General features: G+C 33.2%; 19 protein-coding genes. 11 read left to right on the top strand and 8 right to left on the bottom strand.

Annotated features, from left to right (window positions below; all coding sequences use genetic code 11):
- Window positions 1-12: 12 nt before the first annotated feature.
- The gene (gene arsC, locus KA926_RS01170; protein ID WP_210143456.1) at window positions 13-429 is read left to right on the top strand and encodes an arsenate reductase (thioredoxin); all 417 of its coding nucleotides are present in this window, start codon (window positions 13-15) and stop codon (window positions 427-429) included.
- A 263-nt stretch (window positions 430-692) separates the two neighbouring features.
- Window positions 693-1676 (top strand): glycerophosphodiester phosphodiesterase, encoded by a 984-nt coding sequence (locus tag KA926_RS01175; protein ID WP_192946888.1) that lies wholly within the window; start codon window positions 693-695, stop codon window positions 1674-1676.
- Between the two features lie 66 nt (window positions 1677-1742).
- Here KA926_RS01175 and KA926_RS01180 read toward each other — a convergent pair whose 3' ends face one another.
- The 5 genes from KA926_RS01180 to KA926_RS01200 form a co-directional block, all read right to left on the bottom strand.
- Window positions 1743-2987, bottom strand: coding sequence for a Glu/Leu/Phe/Val family dehydrogenase (locus KA926_RS01180; RefSeq protein ID WP_107384486.1), 1245 nt, complete (start codon window positions 2985-2987; stop codon window positions 1743-1745).
- 107 nt (window positions 2988-3094) lie between these two features.
- Window positions 3095-4285 (bottom strand): ornithine--oxo-acid transaminase, encoded by a 1191-nt coding sequence (locus KA926_RS01185; RefSeq protein ID WP_210143457.1) that lies wholly within the window; start codon window positions 4283-4285, stop codon window positions 3095-3097.
- A gap of 563 nt (window positions 4286-4848) precedes the next feature.
- Window positions 4849-5982, bottom strand: a complete 1134-nt coding sequence (locus tag KA926_RS01190; protein ID WP_210143458.1) for an NADH-dependent flavin oxidoreductase — start codon at window positions 5980-5982, stop codon at window positions 4849-4851.
- Window positions 5983-6169: 187 nt separating this feature from the next.
- Entirely contained in the window at window positions 6170-6571 is a 402-nt protein-coding gene (ygs, locus tag KA926_RS01195) for a S1 domain-containing post-transcriptional regulator Ygs (RefSeq protein ID WP_046208025.1), read from the bottom strand.
- 354 nt (window positions 6572-6925) lie between these two features.
- The gene (locus tag KA926_RS01200) at window positions 6926-7522 is read right to left on the bottom strand and encodes a peptidylprolyl isomerase (protein WP_210143459.1); all 597 of its coding nucleotides are present in this window, start codon (window positions 7520-7522) and stop codon (window positions 6926-6928) included.
- A gap of 67 nt (window positions 7523-7589) precedes the next feature.
- Between KA926_RS01200 and kapB the strand changes: the two genes are divergently transcribed.
- The 9 genes from kapB to KA926_RS01245 all read left to right on the top strand — a co-directional run bounded on the left by kapB (window position 7590) and on the right by KA926_RS01245 (window position 14243).
- Window positions 7590-7970: a sporulation phosphorelay system protein KapB gene (kapB, locus tag KA926_RS01205; RefSeq protein WP_210143460.1), complete on the top strand. Its 381-nt coding sequence runs from the start codon at window positions 7590-7592 to the stop codon at window positions 7968-7970.
- A 128-nt stretch (window positions 7971-8098) separates the two neighbouring features.
- The gene (locus tag KA926_RS01210) at window positions 8099-10516 is read left to right on the top strand and encodes a Na+/H+ antiporter subunit A (protein WP_210143461.1); all 2418 of its coding nucleotides are present in this window, start codon (window positions 8099-8101) and stop codon (window positions 10514-10516) included.
- A complete protein-coding gene (locus KA926_RS01215; protein ID WP_210143462.1) occupies window positions 10497-10925 on the top strand; it encodes a Na(+)/H(+) antiporter subunit B in 429 nt (142 codons plus the stop codon). Before KA926_RS01210 ends, KA926_RS01215 begins: the two co-directional genes overlap by 20 nt.
- On the top strand, window positions 10925-11272 hold the full coding sequence (gene mnhC1, locus KA926_RS01220) for a Na+/H+ antiporter Mnh1 subunit C (protein ID WP_040030166.1): 348 nt from the start codon (window positions 10925-10927) through the stop codon (window positions 11270-11272). The genes KA926_RS01215 and mnhC1 overlap by 1 nt, the downstream gene beginning before the upstream one ends.
- Window positions 11259-12755 (top strand): Na+/H+ antiporter subunit D, encoded by a 1497-nt coding sequence (locus KA926_RS01225; protein WP_210143463.1) that lies wholly within the window; start codon window positions 11259-11261, stop codon window positions 12753-12755. Before mnhC1 ends, KA926_RS01225 begins: the two co-directional genes overlap by 14 nt.
- Window position 12756: 1 nt before the next feature.
- Window positions 12757-13236 (top strand): Na+/H+ antiporter subunit E, encoded by a 480-nt coding sequence (locus KA926_RS01230; RefSeq protein WP_107384606.1) that lies wholly within the window; start codon window positions 12757-12759, stop codon window positions 13234-13236.
- Window positions 13236-13529 carry a Na(+)/H(+) antiporter subunit F1 gene (locus tag KA926_RS01235; protein ID WP_046208018.1) on the top strand — a complete coding sequence of 98 codons (294 nt, stop codon included), beginning with the start codon at window positions 13236-13238 and terminating at the stop codon, window positions 13527-13529. Before KA926_RS01230 ends, KA926_RS01235 begins: the two co-directional genes overlap by 1 nt.
- On the top strand, window positions 13507-13863 hold the full coding sequence (locus KA926_RS01240; RefSeq protein WP_210143464.1) for a Na+/H+ antiporter subunit G1: 357 nt from the start codon (window positions 13507-13509) through the stop codon (window positions 13861-13863). The genes KA926_RS01235 and KA926_RS01240 overlap by 23 nt, the downstream gene beginning before the upstream one ends.
- Before the next feature lie 233 nt (window positions 13864-14096).
- Entirely contained in the window at window positions 14097-14243 is a 147-nt protein-coding gene (locus KA926_RS01245) for a hypothetical protein (protein WP_210143465.1), read from the top strand.
- A gap of 191 nt (window positions 14244-14434) precedes the next feature.
- Here the strand turns inward: KA926_RS01245 and KA926_RS01250 are convergent, their stop codons facing one another.
- The 3 genes from KA926_RS01250 to KA926_RS01260 all read right to left on the bottom strand — a co-directional run bounded on the left by KA926_RS01250 (window position 14435) and on the right by KA926_RS01260 (window position 17872).
- Window positions 14435-14815, bottom strand: coding sequence for a PaaI family thioesterase (locus KA926_RS01250; RefSeq protein WP_210143466.1), 381 nt, complete (start codon window positions 14813-14815; stop codon window positions 14435-14437).
- A gap of 30 nt (window positions 14816-14845) precedes the next feature.
- The gene (locus KA926_RS01255) at window positions 14846-16162 is read right to left on the bottom strand and encodes a Na+/H+ antiporter family protein (RefSeq protein ID WP_210143467.1); all 1317 of its coding nucleotides are present in this window, start codon (window positions 16160-16162) and stop codon (window positions 14846-14848) included.
- A gap of 234 nt (window positions 16163-16396) precedes the next feature.
- Window positions 16397-17872 carry a M17 family metallopeptidase gene (locus KA926_RS01260; RefSeq protein ID WP_210143468.1) on the bottom strand — a complete coding sequence of 492 codons (1476 nt, stop codon included), beginning with the start codon at window positions 17870-17872 and terminating at the stop codon, window positions 16397-16399.
- Window positions 17873-17974 lie beyond the last annotated feature (102 nt).

A 17974-nucleotide genomic window follows, 5' to 3' on the forward strand; every position in this document is an offset into this window, starting at 1 on the left:
GAGGTATTTATAATGGACAAACAAACAATTTATTTTATATGTACAGGAAATTCATGTCGTAGCCAAATGGCTGAGGGTTGGGGAAAGCATATATTAGGAGAAACGTGGCATGTCTATTCTGCGGGTATTGAAACACATGGTGTCAACCTTAAAGCTGTAGAAGCTATGAAAGAAGTAAATATTGATATTTCAAATCATACATCAGATTTGATAGATAATGAGATCTTAGAGCAAGCAGATTTGGTCGTAACATTATGTAGTGATGCAGAAAAGAATTGTCCAATATTACCGCCAAATGTCAAAAAAGAACATTGGGGTTTTGATGATCCAGCTGGTAAATCGTGGTCAGAATTCCAACGTGTTAGAGATGAGATTAAATTAGCTATTGAAAATTTTAAAAAAGATAAAACAATTAAATCATCAACATAGTAGCTTTAACTACAAGTAAACGTCAATTTCTATAGAAATTGACGTTTGTTTTGTTGATTTGATGTCTTATATGAAGATAGCGTGATACAGAAAATAATATTTCCTATTATATTTATACTAGAAAGGTTTTAATTGTTTTAATATATTGTTATAAAAATATTAACTTTATAAAACTTAAATTTTAATCCTGTAAATGTTATTCTCAAACACACTTTTATTTTGTAGGGTTGATATGTAAATACATATCGAGGAGTGACCCATTCTTGCAAAATTTTAAAAAAGTACTATCCACGAGTATAGCAATGTTATCTTTAACTTTAATTGGAACGACATCTATAACATCAGCAAACGAAAATAACCACAATGTTCAAACACAACAACATGCCACACCATCAAACCAAAAGGATAATAACTCACATAATCCAAATAGAGCACAAAATCTAACGGGCGAGAAATATACAACGGTCGCGCATAGAGGTGCAAGTGGCTATGCGCCAGAACATACTTTTTATTCATATGATAAAAGCCATAATGCTATGGGTGCTTCTTATATCGAAATCGATCTTCAGATGACTAAAGATGGTCATCTAGTTGCCATGCATGATGAAACTGTAGATAGAACAACAAACGGGACTGGTAGAGTTGATTCATATACACTAAAGGAACTGAAACAATTAGATGCTGGAAGTAAATTTAATGCCGCAAATCCTCAGTATGCTAATTCAAATTATGTAGGTGCTAAAATCCCTACATTAGATGAAATATTAGAACGCTATGGTACAAATGCAAATTATTATATTGAAACTAAATCACCAGATGTTTACCCAGGGATGGAAGAAGCAGTATTAAAAACACTAAACAACCACAATATGCTTAATGAACAATCACTGAATCAAGGACATGTCTTATTACAATCATTTTCACCTGAAAGCTTAAGTAAATTGCATCAGTTAAATAGCAATGTCCCGTTAATTAGATTATTAGATAAAGGTGAATTACGCTCTTTATCCCAACAGGATTTTAATCAAATTCGTCAATACGCAATTGGTGTCGGCCCTGAATATACAGATTTAACAAAACAAAATGTTAAAAATCTTAAAAGGGCTGGTCTACTCGTACATCCTTTCACCGTTAATAACGAAGCTGATATGCACCGCTTAAATCAATATGGGGTAGATGGTGTTTTCACAAATTACCCTGATTTATATAAACAAGTGATTCAAGATGATGAGCAAAAAAATAAATAAAATAAAAAGAAGAAGAAGTTCTTGAATACAAGAACTTCTTCTTTTTCTACAAATTAAAATATTTAATTAAGCCCAACCACGATAACGTGCAGCTTCAGCAGTACGTTTAATACCCACAATATAGGCTGCTAAGCGCATATCAATTTTTCTATTTTGTGATAACTCATAAATTGTATCGAAGGCTGTGATAAGTTTTTCACGCAATTTTGTATTCACTTCTTCTTCTGTCCAATAATAACCTTGATTATTTTGTACCCATTCGAAGTAAGAAACTGTTACGCCGCCTGCACTTGCTAACACATCAGGTACAAGCAATTTACCACGTTCAGTTAAAATACGTGTGCCAGCTGGTGTTGTTGGGCCATTAGCCGCTTCAACAACTATATCCGCCTTAATTTCATTTGCATTGTCTTCAGTGATTTGATTAGCAATCGCTGCAGGTACAAGAATATCACAATCAAGTTCAAACAATTCTTTATTAGAAATTGTTTCCTCGAATAGATTTGTTACAGTACCAAAGCTATCTCTTCTATCTAAAAGATAGTCGATATCAAGACCATCTGGGTCATGTAATGCACCGTAAGCATCTGAAATACCAACAATTTTTGCTCCCATATCATATAGGAATTTAGATAAGAAACTACCCGCGTTACCAAATCCTTGAATAACGATACGTGCACCTTTCAATTCTAGACCTCTTCTTTTAGCAGCTTGTTCTATTGCAATTACTACACCTAGTGCTGTAGAGCGATCTCTGCCTTGTGATCCACCTAATACAATCGGTTTACCAGTAATAAATCCTGGTGAATTAAATTTATCTAATGAACTATACTCATCCATCATCCAAGCCATGATTTGTGAGTTAGTAAATACGTCTGGTGCTGGGATATCTTTTGTAGGTCCAACAAATTGAGATATCGCACGCACATAACCACGAGATAAACGTTCAACTTCATGTATACTCATTTGTCTAGGATCACAGATGATGCCACCTTTACCGCCACCATATGGCAAGTCGACGATACCACATTTTAATGTCATCCACATAGATAATGCTTTAACTTCCTCAACGTCAACGTCTGGATGGAAACGTACCCCACCTTTAGTTGGTCCAACAGCATCATTATGTTGAGCACGATAACCTTTAAATGTTTGAACAGTACCATCATCCATACGTACAGGAATGCGTACTTCAAGGAATCTTAATGGTTCCTTTACTAAATCATACATCCCATCATCAAATCCCAATTTATGCAATGCTTCTTTAATAATTTGTTGCGTAGAAGTAACTAAATTGTTATTCTCAGTCATGATTCATTTCGCCTCTTTTTCGTTACTAATGATTTCGCTTTCACGATAATTGTAACATAAGATTTTGCTTTTTAAAGGGTTTTCAAAACTTAAGTTACAGAACATTTTTATTTAAAAACATTTCTTACTTTATCCAATGCAAAGTCTAATTCTTCTTTGGAAATAATAAGAGGTGGTGCAAATCTAATTACTGTATCATGTGTTTCTTTACATAATAAACCTTCTTCTTTTAACTTTTCACAATAAGGTCTAGCATTTTCATTTAGTTCTATACCAATAAATAATCCACGACCACGTACTTCTTTAATTGCTGGGTGATTGATTTTTTCAAGTTCTGATTTAAAGTACTCACCTAATTCTAAAGAACGTCCTGCTAAATCTTCATCAACTAATACATCTAAAGCTGCAATTGATACAGCACACGCTAGTGGATTACCACCAAACGTTGATCCGTGAGAACCAGGCGTAAATACGCCCAATACTTCTTCATCAGCTAATACAACTGATATTGGGAATACACCACCGCCTAGAGCTTTACCTAAAATATATACATCTGGTTTTACATCATCCCAATCAGTAGCAAATAATTTTCCTGAACGTCCAAGTCCTGCTTGAATTTCATCAGCAATAAATAATACATTATGTTCATCACATAATTCTCTAATTTCTTTTAAATAACCTTCTGGTGGGACATTGATTCCTGCTTCTCCTTGAATAGGTTCGATTAAAATAGCAGCTGTATTTTCATTGATTGCTTCTTTAACAGCATCTATGTTACCAAAATCGACTTTTCGGAACCCATCTAATAATGGACCGTAGCCTCGTTGATATTCTGGTTCAGATGACAATGATACCGGCGCCATTGTTCGACCATGGAAGTTACCATTGAATGCAATAATTTCAGCTTGATCAGGTGCAATATCTTTCACATCATAAGCCCAACGTCGCGCAGCTTTCAATGCTGTTTCAACTGCTTCTGCACCTGTATTCATAGGTAAGGCTTTGTCTTTACCAGCTAACTTACATATTTTTTCATACCATTCTCCTAAGTTATCACTATGAAATGCACGTGATACTAAAGTCACTTTGTCAGCTTGATCTTTTAAAGCCTGAATAATTTTAGGATGTCTGTGACCCTGGTTTACTGCAGAATAAGCAGATAGCATATCCATATATTTATTTCCTTCAGGATCTTTAACCCATACACCTTCAGCTTCTGAAATTACGATTGGAAGCGGCACATAATTGTGCGCACCGTAATGATTTGTTAATTCAATGATTTCTTCAGATCTTGACATAATATCTCCCCTTTGTATGAATTATATAATAATTTATTGGCAATACTCATTCATAGCATAACGTATTTATTCACTTACGAAAACTATTTTCCGAAAATACTATAAAATCGTAGATACAGAACTCACATAGCAACTTTTAAATATTAAATTTAGAATATAGCTATCAAAATGTAAGCCTTTACATTAATATAATGACACATTTCCGACTGTTTACACAAGCCAATTTTAATAAATTTATTAATTCTTCTTGATTAAAATCACTATCACAAGATTTATGCTAATTTTAGTGTCTGTAATTTATTATATTTTATATAAAAATCGTTAAATATCTACGACATATATGCTGTACCTGCCTAAAAAACACCAGCAGCAACAACCATGACTGTTATTAAATGTAAAAGGTTACTTTAACGTTCAACAAAATTTTATACAAACAAAAAAACGTCAATTTCTATATATTCAATAGAAATTGACGTTGCTTCATTAGTACAATGTTTATACTTACCTTCATTATGAAATTATAGTGGTGTTAAATACTATAAACATCTTCATATTCAATGATTTTATTTATTGTCTGTTCTTGGTAATGGGTAAAAGCCTTTATTAAATTGTTCCCATAATTTTGGTGGCAGATGGTGTTTATCTGCTCTTTGTGGATCAAAGTGAGATAGAATTTCATCTTCTTTTCCATCTTTAATTTTACTTACAAAATTATGATCCAACAAGATTTCTCGTCCTAATGCGACGAGTTCTACACCTGTTGATTCAATTGCTTCAATAGCCTGTTCAGCCGTAAAGATAGATCCTATACCTATTAGTGGCATGCGTCCATTAATCCACTCTAAAATGAGTTTAATACGTTCTTGCCCTTTGTACTGGCCTTCACGTGTTTGAGAGTGAATATCCATTAATGAAACATGTAAGTAATCTAAAGGTTTTTCCATTAATAGCTCAATTAGTTCTTTTGTAATTTCCATGCTTATACCTGGAGATTCAGCTTCTTCAGGAGAAAATCTATATCCAACGATAAAATCTTTACTACCATATTTTTTAACAGTTTCAGTTACTTCGTCTACTACACTTGTAGCAAATTTATAACGGTCTTCTCCCCACTCATCATTACGACGATTATAATATGGAGATACAAATTGATGGATTAAATAATGGTTTGCACCGTGAATTTCAACACCATCAAAACCAGCTTCAATGACTCTGCGAGTTGCTTCACCAAATGCTTTTATTGTTGATTCTATTTCTTCATTAGTAATTTCACGTGCTTGATGGGCTTCTTGCTCACCAAAACTTTTTAATGATATAGGGCTTGGTGCCGCAACATCACCATCAGGGGTTAAATTAGGTAAAGATTGTGCACCACCGTGATGTATTTGAACAACCGCTTTCGCACCATTTTTCTTCATAGCTTTTGCCAAACGTTTTAAGCCTTCTAAATTAGAATCATGCGCTACTGAAGGTTGTCCAGGAAAAGCTTTACCTAAATCTGTAACATTGCTTGCTGCTGAAATTGCTAGACCAACATCTTTAGAACGTTGTTCCATGTACACAACCTCTTCATTAGAAATTGTACCATCATCATTAGATGAAACATGTGTTAATGGGGCTAGTACAAATCGATTATCTAAAACAACTTGATTTGGTAATTTTAATTTTTCAAATAACGGTTGAAATTTTTTGTCCATTAAATTAAATCCTCCTAATATACAATATACTTAAGTGTCATTGAATAATCACTTTAAGCGATTTTAATTCTAACTTGCCTGATTTTAAATATAAAATTATATGCTCACGCATATAATTTTATAGCCCTATCATAACTTACAAAATTTAGCTTACATATAAAAAACACTAACATCTTAAAATAAAATGTTAGTGTTTTTTAAAAGATGACTGTTCATCTTTTATCGCGTTTTTGGACTGTTTAATCCAAACCGGTAAGCGTTCTTTAATTGTTTGAAACCCATATTTTTCGGTTTCTTTAATTTCATCTAATACTGATTGCTTTTCTTTTTTACGTTCATAATTTTTAAAATAGTCGTTATCTTTTAAAGAAAGATTTAGCTTTCCTTCTTTATCAATTGAAATGACTTTCGCTTTTACAATTTGTCCTTCCGATAAAAACTTTTTTAAATTATGGACGTAATCATCCATAATTTCAGAAATATGGATTAATCCTTCAGTATTGTCAGGGGTTTCTACAAAAGCGCCATACGGTTGAATACCAGTCACACGAACTTTGATATGTTGACCTACTTTATAGTGATTATTCAACGTGATAACCCCTTATTTCGTTTTACTTAACATGTTCATAATAGCATAAATCATTCAATGGTACTAATATTACCTAGAAAAATTTCACGATTTTTCAAAATTCAGTTATAAAATAATTGCTTGAATTGGGATTGCATCTCTTTATACAAAGGCATTTGAACAATTACTAAGAATGTTACTTGATTCAATACTTTCAAAATAAAAAATATCAAAATAATAGTAAGAGGCTGGAACAATTAATTTGTCCAGCCTCTTAGACTTCTCTATATTTTTAAAATAATCGATTAATATTTCATTAAAATTTCAAACGATAAAAGATTGTTTTAACTACTACCGTTCAAACTACGTTTTACATTATTTTTCAATAATGTCTATCGAATCAATCGTGATATCATGTAAAGGTTTATCTTGCGGTCCAACCTTTGTTGCAGCAATATCTTCTAACGTAGATTCACCTTCTAATAATTGACCAAAAACAGTATGTTTTTGATCTAACCAAGGTGTACCACCCTTTTCACCATAAGCTTTGACAATTGGTTCCGGCCAACCACCATCTGCAAGTTGGCTAAGCATAGATTCTGGTACTTCCTTCATTTGAACAATAAAGAATTGTGAACCGTTAGTATTCGGACCAGAATTTGCCATTGATAAAGCACCGTATAGATTGAATGCTTCAAGTGAAAATTCATCTTCAAACGGACCTCCATAAATACTTTCACCACCCATACCAGTTGCAGTTGGGTCGCCTCCTTGTACCATGAAGTCATTGATGACACGATGGAAAGAAATACCATCATAGTAACCATTTTTCGCATGTGTAACAAAGTTCTCTACTGTTTTAGGTGCGATAGCAGGTAATAATTTGAAAGCCATATCACCCTTATTCGTATGCATAACCATTTTTATTTCATTTTCATTTACTTCTGAATTTAGCTGAGGATAGTTCGACATTTTTATTCTCCATTTCATGTTAAGATGATATATGTATTCTAACATAAAATGAGGGGTGTATTGAATTATGTTATATCGTTTTGCACATAAAACTGGAAGTTATGGTGTATCAGTTATAGAGGAGGATGACAATCAAGTACTTGTTCAAATTGAACAGGTCATTAAACATCCAAAGCAAGGTGACTTGCACCATCCAAATGAAACGAAAAATGTATTTTTTCACGAGCGTAAAGCTTTAAGTCAATTTGAAAAGCGTTATACATCTAAATCCAAACTTAGACCATTTAATGTAAAAGAACTGGATTATATACAATCTTTACAAATCGCAATTACAAATTTAGAAAATAAATTAAAAGAAGAAAATACTGAATATGCTAATTGCTCACTTGCTAATTTAGCACAATTAAAAAAAGATTATTCAATCCAATATAAACAAAATTTTGAATAAAAATACCGTGTTTCTTCTTATTTAAAACAAACTTTAAATTAAAGCTCCACAAGGGTTAGCGTGGTTTTTCAGAATAGTCTTATTCATGTATAATGACCTTATACTATTTTAAAAAGGAGGATAAAATAATGAGTTTGATACATATAGCGGTATTATTACCGTTAATATTTGCACTCATTATTCCAATTGTATACCGCATACATAAGCGTATACATTTAGGATGGTTTGTGTTACCTATCCCCGTCGTCTTATTTATATATTTTCTATCAATCATTTCGACAACAATGTCAGGTAAAAGCGTAGTACATAAAGCAAATTGGATGCCTCATTTTGGCATGAATTTCGATTTATACGTTGATGGCTTAGGCTTATTATTCAGTTTACTAATAACTGGTATCGGAAGCTTGGTTGTATTATATTCCATTAGTTATTTAAGTCGACAAGAGCAATTAGGTCATTTTTATTGTTACCTTTTGCTTTTTATGGGTGCCATGTTAGGTGTCGTATTATCAGATAATATCATTATCTTATATCTGTTTTGGGAGTTAACGTCATTTTCAAGTTTTCTACTCATTTCATTTTGGAGAACGAAACAAGCATCTATTTATGGTGCGCAAAAATCAATGCTCATAACTGTGTTGGGCGGTCTTTCTCTGCTAGGTGGTCTTATTTTACTATCACTTGCAGGTAATTCAACTAGTATTCAAACGCTCATTAATCATGCGTCTGAAATCCAAACAAGCCCTTACTTTATATTGTCTATGATCTTTGTAATCATAGGAGCGATGACTAAATCAGCTCAGTTTCCATTCTATGTTTGGTTACCAGATGCAATGGAAGCGCCAACGCCAGTTAGTGCTTACTTGCATTCAGCAACAATGGTTAAAGCTGGTCTTTATTTAGTTGCTCGTATGACCCCAATATTCGCGCTTTCACAAGGTTGGATTTGGACGATTACTGCAGTGGGGTTAATCACTCTGTTTTGGGCATCGTTAAATGCAACAAAGCAACAAGATTTAAAAGGTATCTTAGCTTTTTCAACTGTCTCACAACTTGGCATGATTATGTCAATGTTAGGTATCGGAGCAGTAAGTTACCATTTCGAAGGCTCAGACAGTCAAATTTACGTTGCTGCTTTTACGGCAGCTGTGTTTCACCTTATAAATCATGCTACTTTTAAAGGTGCATTATTTATGGTAACTGGTGCGATTGATCACAGTACGGGAACACGTGATGTCAATAAATTGGGTGGCTTAGTAACCATCATGCCAATTTCTTTTACCATTACGTTAATTACATCATTGAGTATGGCAGGTATTCCTCCATTTAATGGTTTCTTATCAAAAGAGAAATTTCTTGAAAGTATGATTGAAGTTACGCACGCTAATATCTTCAGTTTAAATAGTATTGGTATACTCATACCAATCGTGGCAATTTTAGGTAGCGTATTCACTTTTGTCTATGCTGTTAGGTTTATTGGTCAAATATTCTTAGGCAGCTATAAACCAAATCATTTACCAAAATCAGCTCATGAAGTATCAAAATTAATGCTAATTTCTCCAGGTATATTAGCAATACTCGTCATTGTTTTTGGGTTCTTCCCTTCAATATTGACTGGGACAATCATTGAACCAGCAGTAAACGCAATCAGTCATAATACTAACGCAACAGCTGAGTTTCATATGTTCCATGGATTTACACCAGCCTTTTTCTCAACATTAGGCATTTACATCGTTGGAATTTTGTTAATACTTAGCTTTGGTTATTGGATTAGCTTATTAAAAGCACAACCTACAAAACTAACAATCAATTATTGGTATGATAAATTTGGAACGGTATTCCCAGGCTATTCAAGTCAATTTACTAACACTTACGTTACTGGGTTTACTCGTAATAACTTGTTAATCATCTTCGCGTCTTTAATTGTAATCACACTTGTGACATTATTAGTAACACCATTCAGTGTTAACTTCAAAGATGTTAGTGAAATCAGACCATTTGAATTGATCATCGTAGTCATTATCATTACAGCAGCGTCTATGATTATATTTGCACGCTCTCGCCTTTTCAGTATCATCATGGCAAGTGCAGTAGGTTATGCAGTAGCGATCTTCTTCATTTTCTTTGGTGCACCAGACTTAGCATTGACGCAATTTGTTGTAGAATCTATTTCTACTGCATTGTTCTTATTATGTTTCTATCATTTGCCAAATTTAAATCGACATAACGAAACAACTTCATATAAATGGCTGAACATTATTATTGCCATCGGTGCTGGTACCGTTGTAACAGTATTAGGTTTAATCACTTACGGTAATAGACACTTTGGCTCAATTGGAGAATTTTATAAAGCACATGTATATGATTTAGCACATGGTACAAACATGGTCAATGTTATTCTAGTCGATTTCCGTGGTACCGATACTTTATTCGAATCCTCTGTACTAGGTATTGCAGGTTTAGGTGTTTACACAATGATTAAACTTCGTTATAAAAATAAACCAAATGATGAAGGAGGAACTCACATTGAAAAGACAGAAAAATAATTTAATTTTCCAATACTCAGCTATCGTGATTTTCTTCTTAATCGTTATGTTTGGCTTACACCTATTTTTAACAGGACATTATACACCTGGTGGTGGTTTCGTCGGTGGCCTACTCTTATCAAGTTCACTTGTGATTGTAGCTGTGGCTTACGATATTAAGACTATGCGTAAAATATACCCTTGGGACTTCAAGAAACTCATTGGTATCGGGTTATTCTTTTGTTTAGTTACACCTATGGCGAGTTGGCTATACAATAAAAACTTCTTTACGCATACGCCATTTGAGATTCCATTAGGTATTTTAAAACCTATAGAAATGCATACTGCCACATTTTTCGATTTAGGTGTTTTATGTGCGGTTGTTGGCACAATAATGACTATAATATTAGCGATTGGAGAGAATGAGTAATGGAAATAGTGATGATTTTTGTTTGTGGTATTCTCACTGCAATGAGCGTCTATCTCATTCTTTCTAAAAGTTTGATACGCATCATTATTGGGACTACATTACAAACACATACAGCTAATTTATTCTTAATAACTATGGGTGGTCTTAAGAAAGGTGAAGTCCCTATTTATGAAAAAGGGTTCACTTCATATGTGGATCCAATTCCACAAGCACTCATATTAACAGCTATAGTAATTTCATTTTCTGTAACAGCCTTTTTCTTAGTATTAGCTTTTAGAAGCTATAAAGAACTAGGTACAGACAACGTAGAAAGTATGAAAGGGGTGCTAGATAATGATAGAGAGTAATCTTATTATTTCATTACTCGTCATACCAATGTTAACAATTATTGCATTAATTTTTATTGGTAAACGCCCTAAAATTAAACGCTACGTTGCATTAACAGGTACTGCAATTACATTAATTTTTGCTTTTATAAATTTAAAAAATATTCTCAGAGATGGACCTATAAAACTCGAACTTGGTTCATGGGATGCACCATATAGTATTGTTTTTGTTACCGATATTTTTAGTATTTTACTTGTGATTACAAGTTTAATTGTAACGATGTTGATTATTTTATATTCATATCAATCTGTAGGTATCGAGCGTGAAACATATTACTATTATTTTGCCATCATGTTTATGCTCACTGGTGTTATAGGATCATTTATAACTGGTGATATTTTCAACCTTTTCGTATTCTTTGAAGTGTTTTTAATGGCATCATATATTTTATTAGTTATTGGTGGCACACAAGTTCAATTGAGTGAAACGATAAAATATGTACTTGTGAATGTGACATCTTCTGCTTTCTTTGTTATAGCCGTCGCAATGCTTTATTCTGTTGTAGGCACATTGAATTTAGCAGATATTAGTGAAAAATTAAGTCAATTGTCAACACAAGATAAAGGAATTATCAGTATTATATTTATTATGTTTATCTTTGTCTTTGCTACAAAAGCTGGCGTGTTCCCAATGTATATCTGGCTACCAGGTGCTTATTATGCGCCACCTATATCTATTATTGCCTTCTTTGGTGCATTGTTAACAAAAGTTGGCGTTTACGCAATAGCTAGAACAGCAAGCTTATTCTTTGGTGATTCTTCTAACTTTTCACTGTATACCATTTTATTCTTAGCCTTACTTACAATTATTTTTGGTTGTGTTGGTGCAGTTAGCTACTTTGATACAAAAAAAATCATAATTTATAATATTATGATTGCTGTTGGTGTCATTTTAGTAGGCGTAGCAATGATGAATCAGGCTGGTATGATGGGAGCGATTTATTATACATTACATGACATGTTGATTAAAGCAGCACTATTTTTCTTAATTGGTGTCATGTATAAAATCACTAAGACACACGATTTACGTAAGTATGGTGGTTTAATCAAACATTACCCTGTATTAGGCTGGTCTTTCTTTATCGCTGCTTTGAGCTTAGCCGGTATACCACCGTTAAGTGGCTTTTATGGTAAATATTACATTGTTCAAGCTACTTTCGAAAAAGGATTTTATTTAAGTGGGATTATCGTATTATTATCTAGTTTAGTTGTACTTTACTCAGTTATTCGTATTTTCTTAAAAGGTTTCTTCGGAGAATCTGAAGGTTATGAAGTCAACCCTAAACTGCAATACAAAGGTATTTTAACAGTAGCTGTTATTGCAGTTGCTATATCAGTAATATTTGGCCTATCCGCTGACTTTTTACAACCAATCATAAAAGATGCTGCCGAAACATTCTATAATCCTAGTGTTTATATAGACAGCGTATTGGGGGGCAAATAATATGGCAATTCAAATATTAGTAAATTTAATTTTATCAGTGTTTTGGCTATTTGTAACAGGTAGCTATACATTTAATAATTTCCTATTAGGTTATATATTTGGTCTATTGTTAGTATTCCTGATGCGTGGTGTCTTACCCGGTAGATTTTATATTATTACTATTTATAAAATTATAAAATTATTTATCGTCTTTTTAGTAGAATTGGTTAAAGCAAATATTGATGTTATTAGAATCGTTACTAAACCTAAAATTAACAATGAACCCGCCTTTTTTACGTATCCAACAGATTTGAAAAAAGATTGGCAAATTGTGTTGTTATCAAACTTGATTACACTCACACCTGGTACGATTGTTCTAGGTATCAGTGATGATCGCAAACAAATATATATTCACAGCATTGATTTCAGTACCAAAGAAGAAGAAATAGAAAGTATTAAATCATCACTTGAAAAAGTGGTAAGAGAGGTAGGCGAGTATTAATGAACTACAACGTGATATTAATCGTGGCATTAGTTATTGTAACATTGTCAATGTTTGGTATGCTTGTTCGTGTCATTATCGGCCCTTCTCTTGCTGATAGGGTTGTGGCACTTGATGCAATGGGTATCCAACTGATGGCGATTGTAGCACTATTTAGTATTTTCTTGGGTACTAAATATATGATGGTTGCCATTTTATTAATTGGTATTTTAGCGTTTTTAGGAACTGCAGTGTTTGCAAAATATATGGATAAAGGTAAGGTGATTGAGCATGATAACAACGATCATCATTAGTATAGCTCTTATTTTGGTTATCCTTGGCTCACTCATAAGTGCACTAGCTGCGATTGGCCTCTTACGTTTAGATGATGTATATGCACGTGCGCATGCTGCTGGTAAAGCTGCTACATTAGGAGCAATGTTACTTATAAGTGGTGTTTTCTTATATTTCATAGGTCGTGAAGGTTACGTAAATATGCAATTACTTATCGGAATATTATTCATTTTGATTACGGGGCCGTTAGCAAGTCACCTTATTATTAAATCAGCATATAATTTGAGAACACCCGCTTCAAAAAGAACAAAACGTGATGACATACAAGAAGACTTAAAAGATACAAAATTGTAAATGCTGTGTTAGCAATAAATAGTAATATTCAAAAAGGACTCATCCGCATACTGCTGATGAGTCCTTTCAAACTGTCGACAAAGTCTCTGACTTTGTTGGCAGTTTTTTTGTGCACGCTTTCCACGGGCACTGCCTTAGCCTATAGTCTTTGGCTAGTGCTATTCCCGCAGGAGTCGGCATAAATCACTGCCAATATTATAATATATGTAAATTAAGCAGTGGCGATGTTTATTATGATGAATAAATCAATGGATAAAAGAGATCAATATGAAATGATTTCTATCTCTGAATTAGCAGAAAAGGACACACTCCATTATCAAGAAGAATTAAATAATGAAATTAACGAGCAAAGACTAGTTAAAGAAAAAAATCCTATTTGAAAAAATGATATAAATAGAAAATAAACAAACCCTTCGCAATTTAATGCGAAGGGTTTGTCTACGTTCTGAAAAGACTCATCCGCAATAAATGGATGAGTCCTTAATATATGAGTCATTTTTCAATACTTAATTTTGCATTTAAAAATCTATTTTCATTAAAGTAAATACCATTAATCTAATACTTCAATGCCTTACTGTCGTTTACGCGGTTTAATGGCAATTGTACCTCTCATAACGCATATCAATCTATCATTTTGATCTTTGATATCTATGTTCCAAACTTGCGTTGTACTACCTTCATGAATGATTGTAGCAGTCGCAAATATCGTTCCTTCAGTCGTTGAACCTATATGATTTGCATTCATTTCGAGACCTAAAGGGATAAAATGATCTGTGTCAATAATGTCAGCAGCTCCCATTGAGCATGCTGTTTCTCCAAGCGCTAAGCTCGCACCACCATGCAAAAAGCCAAATGGTTGTTTCACTTCATCTGTGACTGGCATAGACATAACCATAAGTCCATGTTCTTGTCGCTCTACCTTTATCTTTAAAGCATCAAGCATATTTGCCATTGAAGACACCTCTTTTTCTTATTCTTAGATCTATAATATCATAGCCGCAATAGTGCCAAAAATGATTAGAGGAATATTATAAAAAACAAAGTTTGGAATACATGTATCACGAATGTGATCATGTTGACCATCAACATCTAAACCTGCTGTAGGACCTAATGTAGAATCGCTCGCAGGTGACCCCGAATCTCCTAATGCACTCGCCGTTCCTATCAAAGCAATTAATGCCATGGTACTTAGTCCCAAAGATTCACCTAATGGCACAAACAACGTTGCAATAATAGGTATTGTAGCAAATGATGAGCCAATTCCTAAAGTCACGACCAATCCAATAATGTACATTACAATAATACTAACTAATTTATTTTCTCCAATAACACCACTAAGTCCACTTACTAAATTACCTATATCTCCTGTTTCATTCATTACACCTGCAAAACCATTTGCTGATAAAATCACAACACCTATAAATGACATGATTTTAATACCATCTACAAATTTTTGATCTAACTCAGTCCACTTATAAGCACGTGAAATGAAGAAAACAAGTACGCCGGCTAAAGCACCAAATATCATAGAATCAGTGAACATCTGTACTAAAAAAGTAGCAATAATAGAAATAATCGTTACTACGAGAACATAAGGTCTAATTTCAATTTCACTCATATCTTTAATGTCTTTATGTTCAGTGTATTTTCTAGGTTTTCTATAATAATAAATACCTGCGATTAAGCCAACAATATAGCCTAATGATGGAATCAGCATTGCTTTCCATATCATACCCATTTCAATTGGATGATCTGCTTTAGAGAATCCACTTTGAATGATTTGGTGGAAAATCTGACCGAAACCATATGGTAATAAAACATATGGCCAACATAAACCAAAGCCAATAATTATTGCAATTTGTCTTCTATCTATATTAAGTTCATTAAACAAACTTATTAATGGAGGTATTACAATTGGGATAAATGCAATATGTACAGGTATTAAGTTTTGACTCATTACACTCATAATTAATAGTGCACCGATAATAATAACTTTAACTTTAATACGTGACATTTTACTGTTTTCTGCATGAATCGCATTGATAATCTTATTTACTAAATAGTCTGTAATACCACTATAAGAAATCAACGCAGCAAATCCACCTAATAATGCATAACTTAATGCTACTTCAGCGCCATCAACAATATTTTTACCAAATACAGATACAATGTCTGTGACGCTCATACCTGCGATTAAGCCACCAACTAGTGCACTGATAAATAAGCTTATAACAACATTTAATCTACATAAACAGAGTACAATCATCAGTACCACTGCTATAACAACTGCATTTATCACAAAAGCACAACTCCTTTATTACGTTATCGAACTAAAGTATCACGAGATTTATAATAACAATTGCTTATCAAATTGTCAATCCTATCTTTAGATATATTTATTCAAAACTTTATACTAAAATGAGACATGTTTCATAAACTTGCCAACCTTTTTATATAAGTTAAAAAAGCTTCAAGTTAATCTACTAAAAATTAACTTGAAGCATATGTTTTCTTAATTTCAATGTTGTTTGATTTATAGGTTACGTAACCATTGTACGATTGTTGATATTAGATAACCTGTAGGCCCAACAGGTCCCTTATAACTTGGTTTATTCGTAGTAGCAGGCCCTGCGATATCAAAATGTAGATGAGGTGTATTACCTGCAAAATGATTGATAAATGTTGCCGCAAACAATGCTTTACCTTGACCATTGGTATGGTTGACTAAATCAGCTACCTCACTTTTTCTTATCAGTGCTTGTTCTGTAGCAGTAATTGGTAATTCAAAGACTTTTTCATCCATAATTTCTGCTTGACCTAGAATAGATTTTAAAGTGGCTTCAGCATTTTGATTAAAAACGGCAGCTTTATCTTCACCTAACGCAGCTACAGCAGCACCAGTTAAAGTTGCAAAATCTAATATTTTATTTGGCTGAAATTGATTAGCATAAAATACAGCGTCACCTAAAACCAGACGTCCTTCTGCATCTGTATTTAATACCTCTACAGACTCCCCACTTAGCGCTGTGTAAACATCATCTGGTTTCATCGCTTCTTCATTCACCATATTTTCAGCAGCAGCAATAATACCAACAATATTTAATGGTAGCGCTAATTGACGAGCCGCTTCGATCATTCCTATTACATTTGCTGAGCCACACATATCAAATTTCATGGTCTGCATACCTGTTTTAGATTTAATTGAATAACCACCTGAATCATAAGTAATACCTTTACCTACAAGTGCAATAGGATTTTCTCCTGGTTTGCCACCATTATAAGTCAATGTAATTACACGTGGTCCATTTTTAGAACCTTTACCAACTGCATGAATTAACCCAAAACCTTCTTTTTGTAAAGTCTTATTATCTTTGATATCAACAAATACATCAGTGTCATTAAATTGGTTTTCTATCAGTTCTGCATAATAAGCAGGTGTTAATATATTAGGTGGTATATTACTATAATCACGCGCTAAATTAACAGCAGTTGCAATTGCTTCACCATTTTCAATAGATTTTGCAATATCATCTTCTTCTGTATGTACCTCTAATGTTAATTGATAAGGCGCTGATTTATTGGATTTATAACCATCAAAATGATAAATTGATTGTTCACTTTGCTGACCAAGAATTTCAGCGATTATTTTCTTTTCGACTTTTTGAGATTTAAATGAATCAAATAACAGTGAAGCTTCAGTGATTCTACTGCTATTTAAAGCTTGAAATAAATTACCGAATATTTTTAAATAATCATTGTATCCTAATTCCTTAGTATTTCCTAATCCTACAGTAATCAGCTTATGTGCTTTCTCCCCTACTTTAAAAAATGTAGTCGATATCGTTCCAACATTGGTACTAAAGACTTGATGTTCCTTTAAAGGTGATAATAAGTCTTTTAAATCTTCTCCACCTATTTTTATTGCCTCTAATTGATTTAAGTGTTCAGGTACACCAACAATGATTGTATCTTGTTCAACCTTAGTAGTGTTATTTATAATTGCTTTCATCAATCATCCCTCATTTCAGTTTATTCAGTCACATTGTATCATTTATTAATCCCAATCCATTATTAAAAATGATTTACAGTCTATACTTATAAAAACATACAT

The organism is Staphylococcus sp. GDY8P94P (genome assembly GCF_017892255.1).
GTDB lineage: Bacteria > Bacillota > Bacilli > Staphylococcales > Staphylococcaceae > Staphylococcus > Staphylococcus cohnii.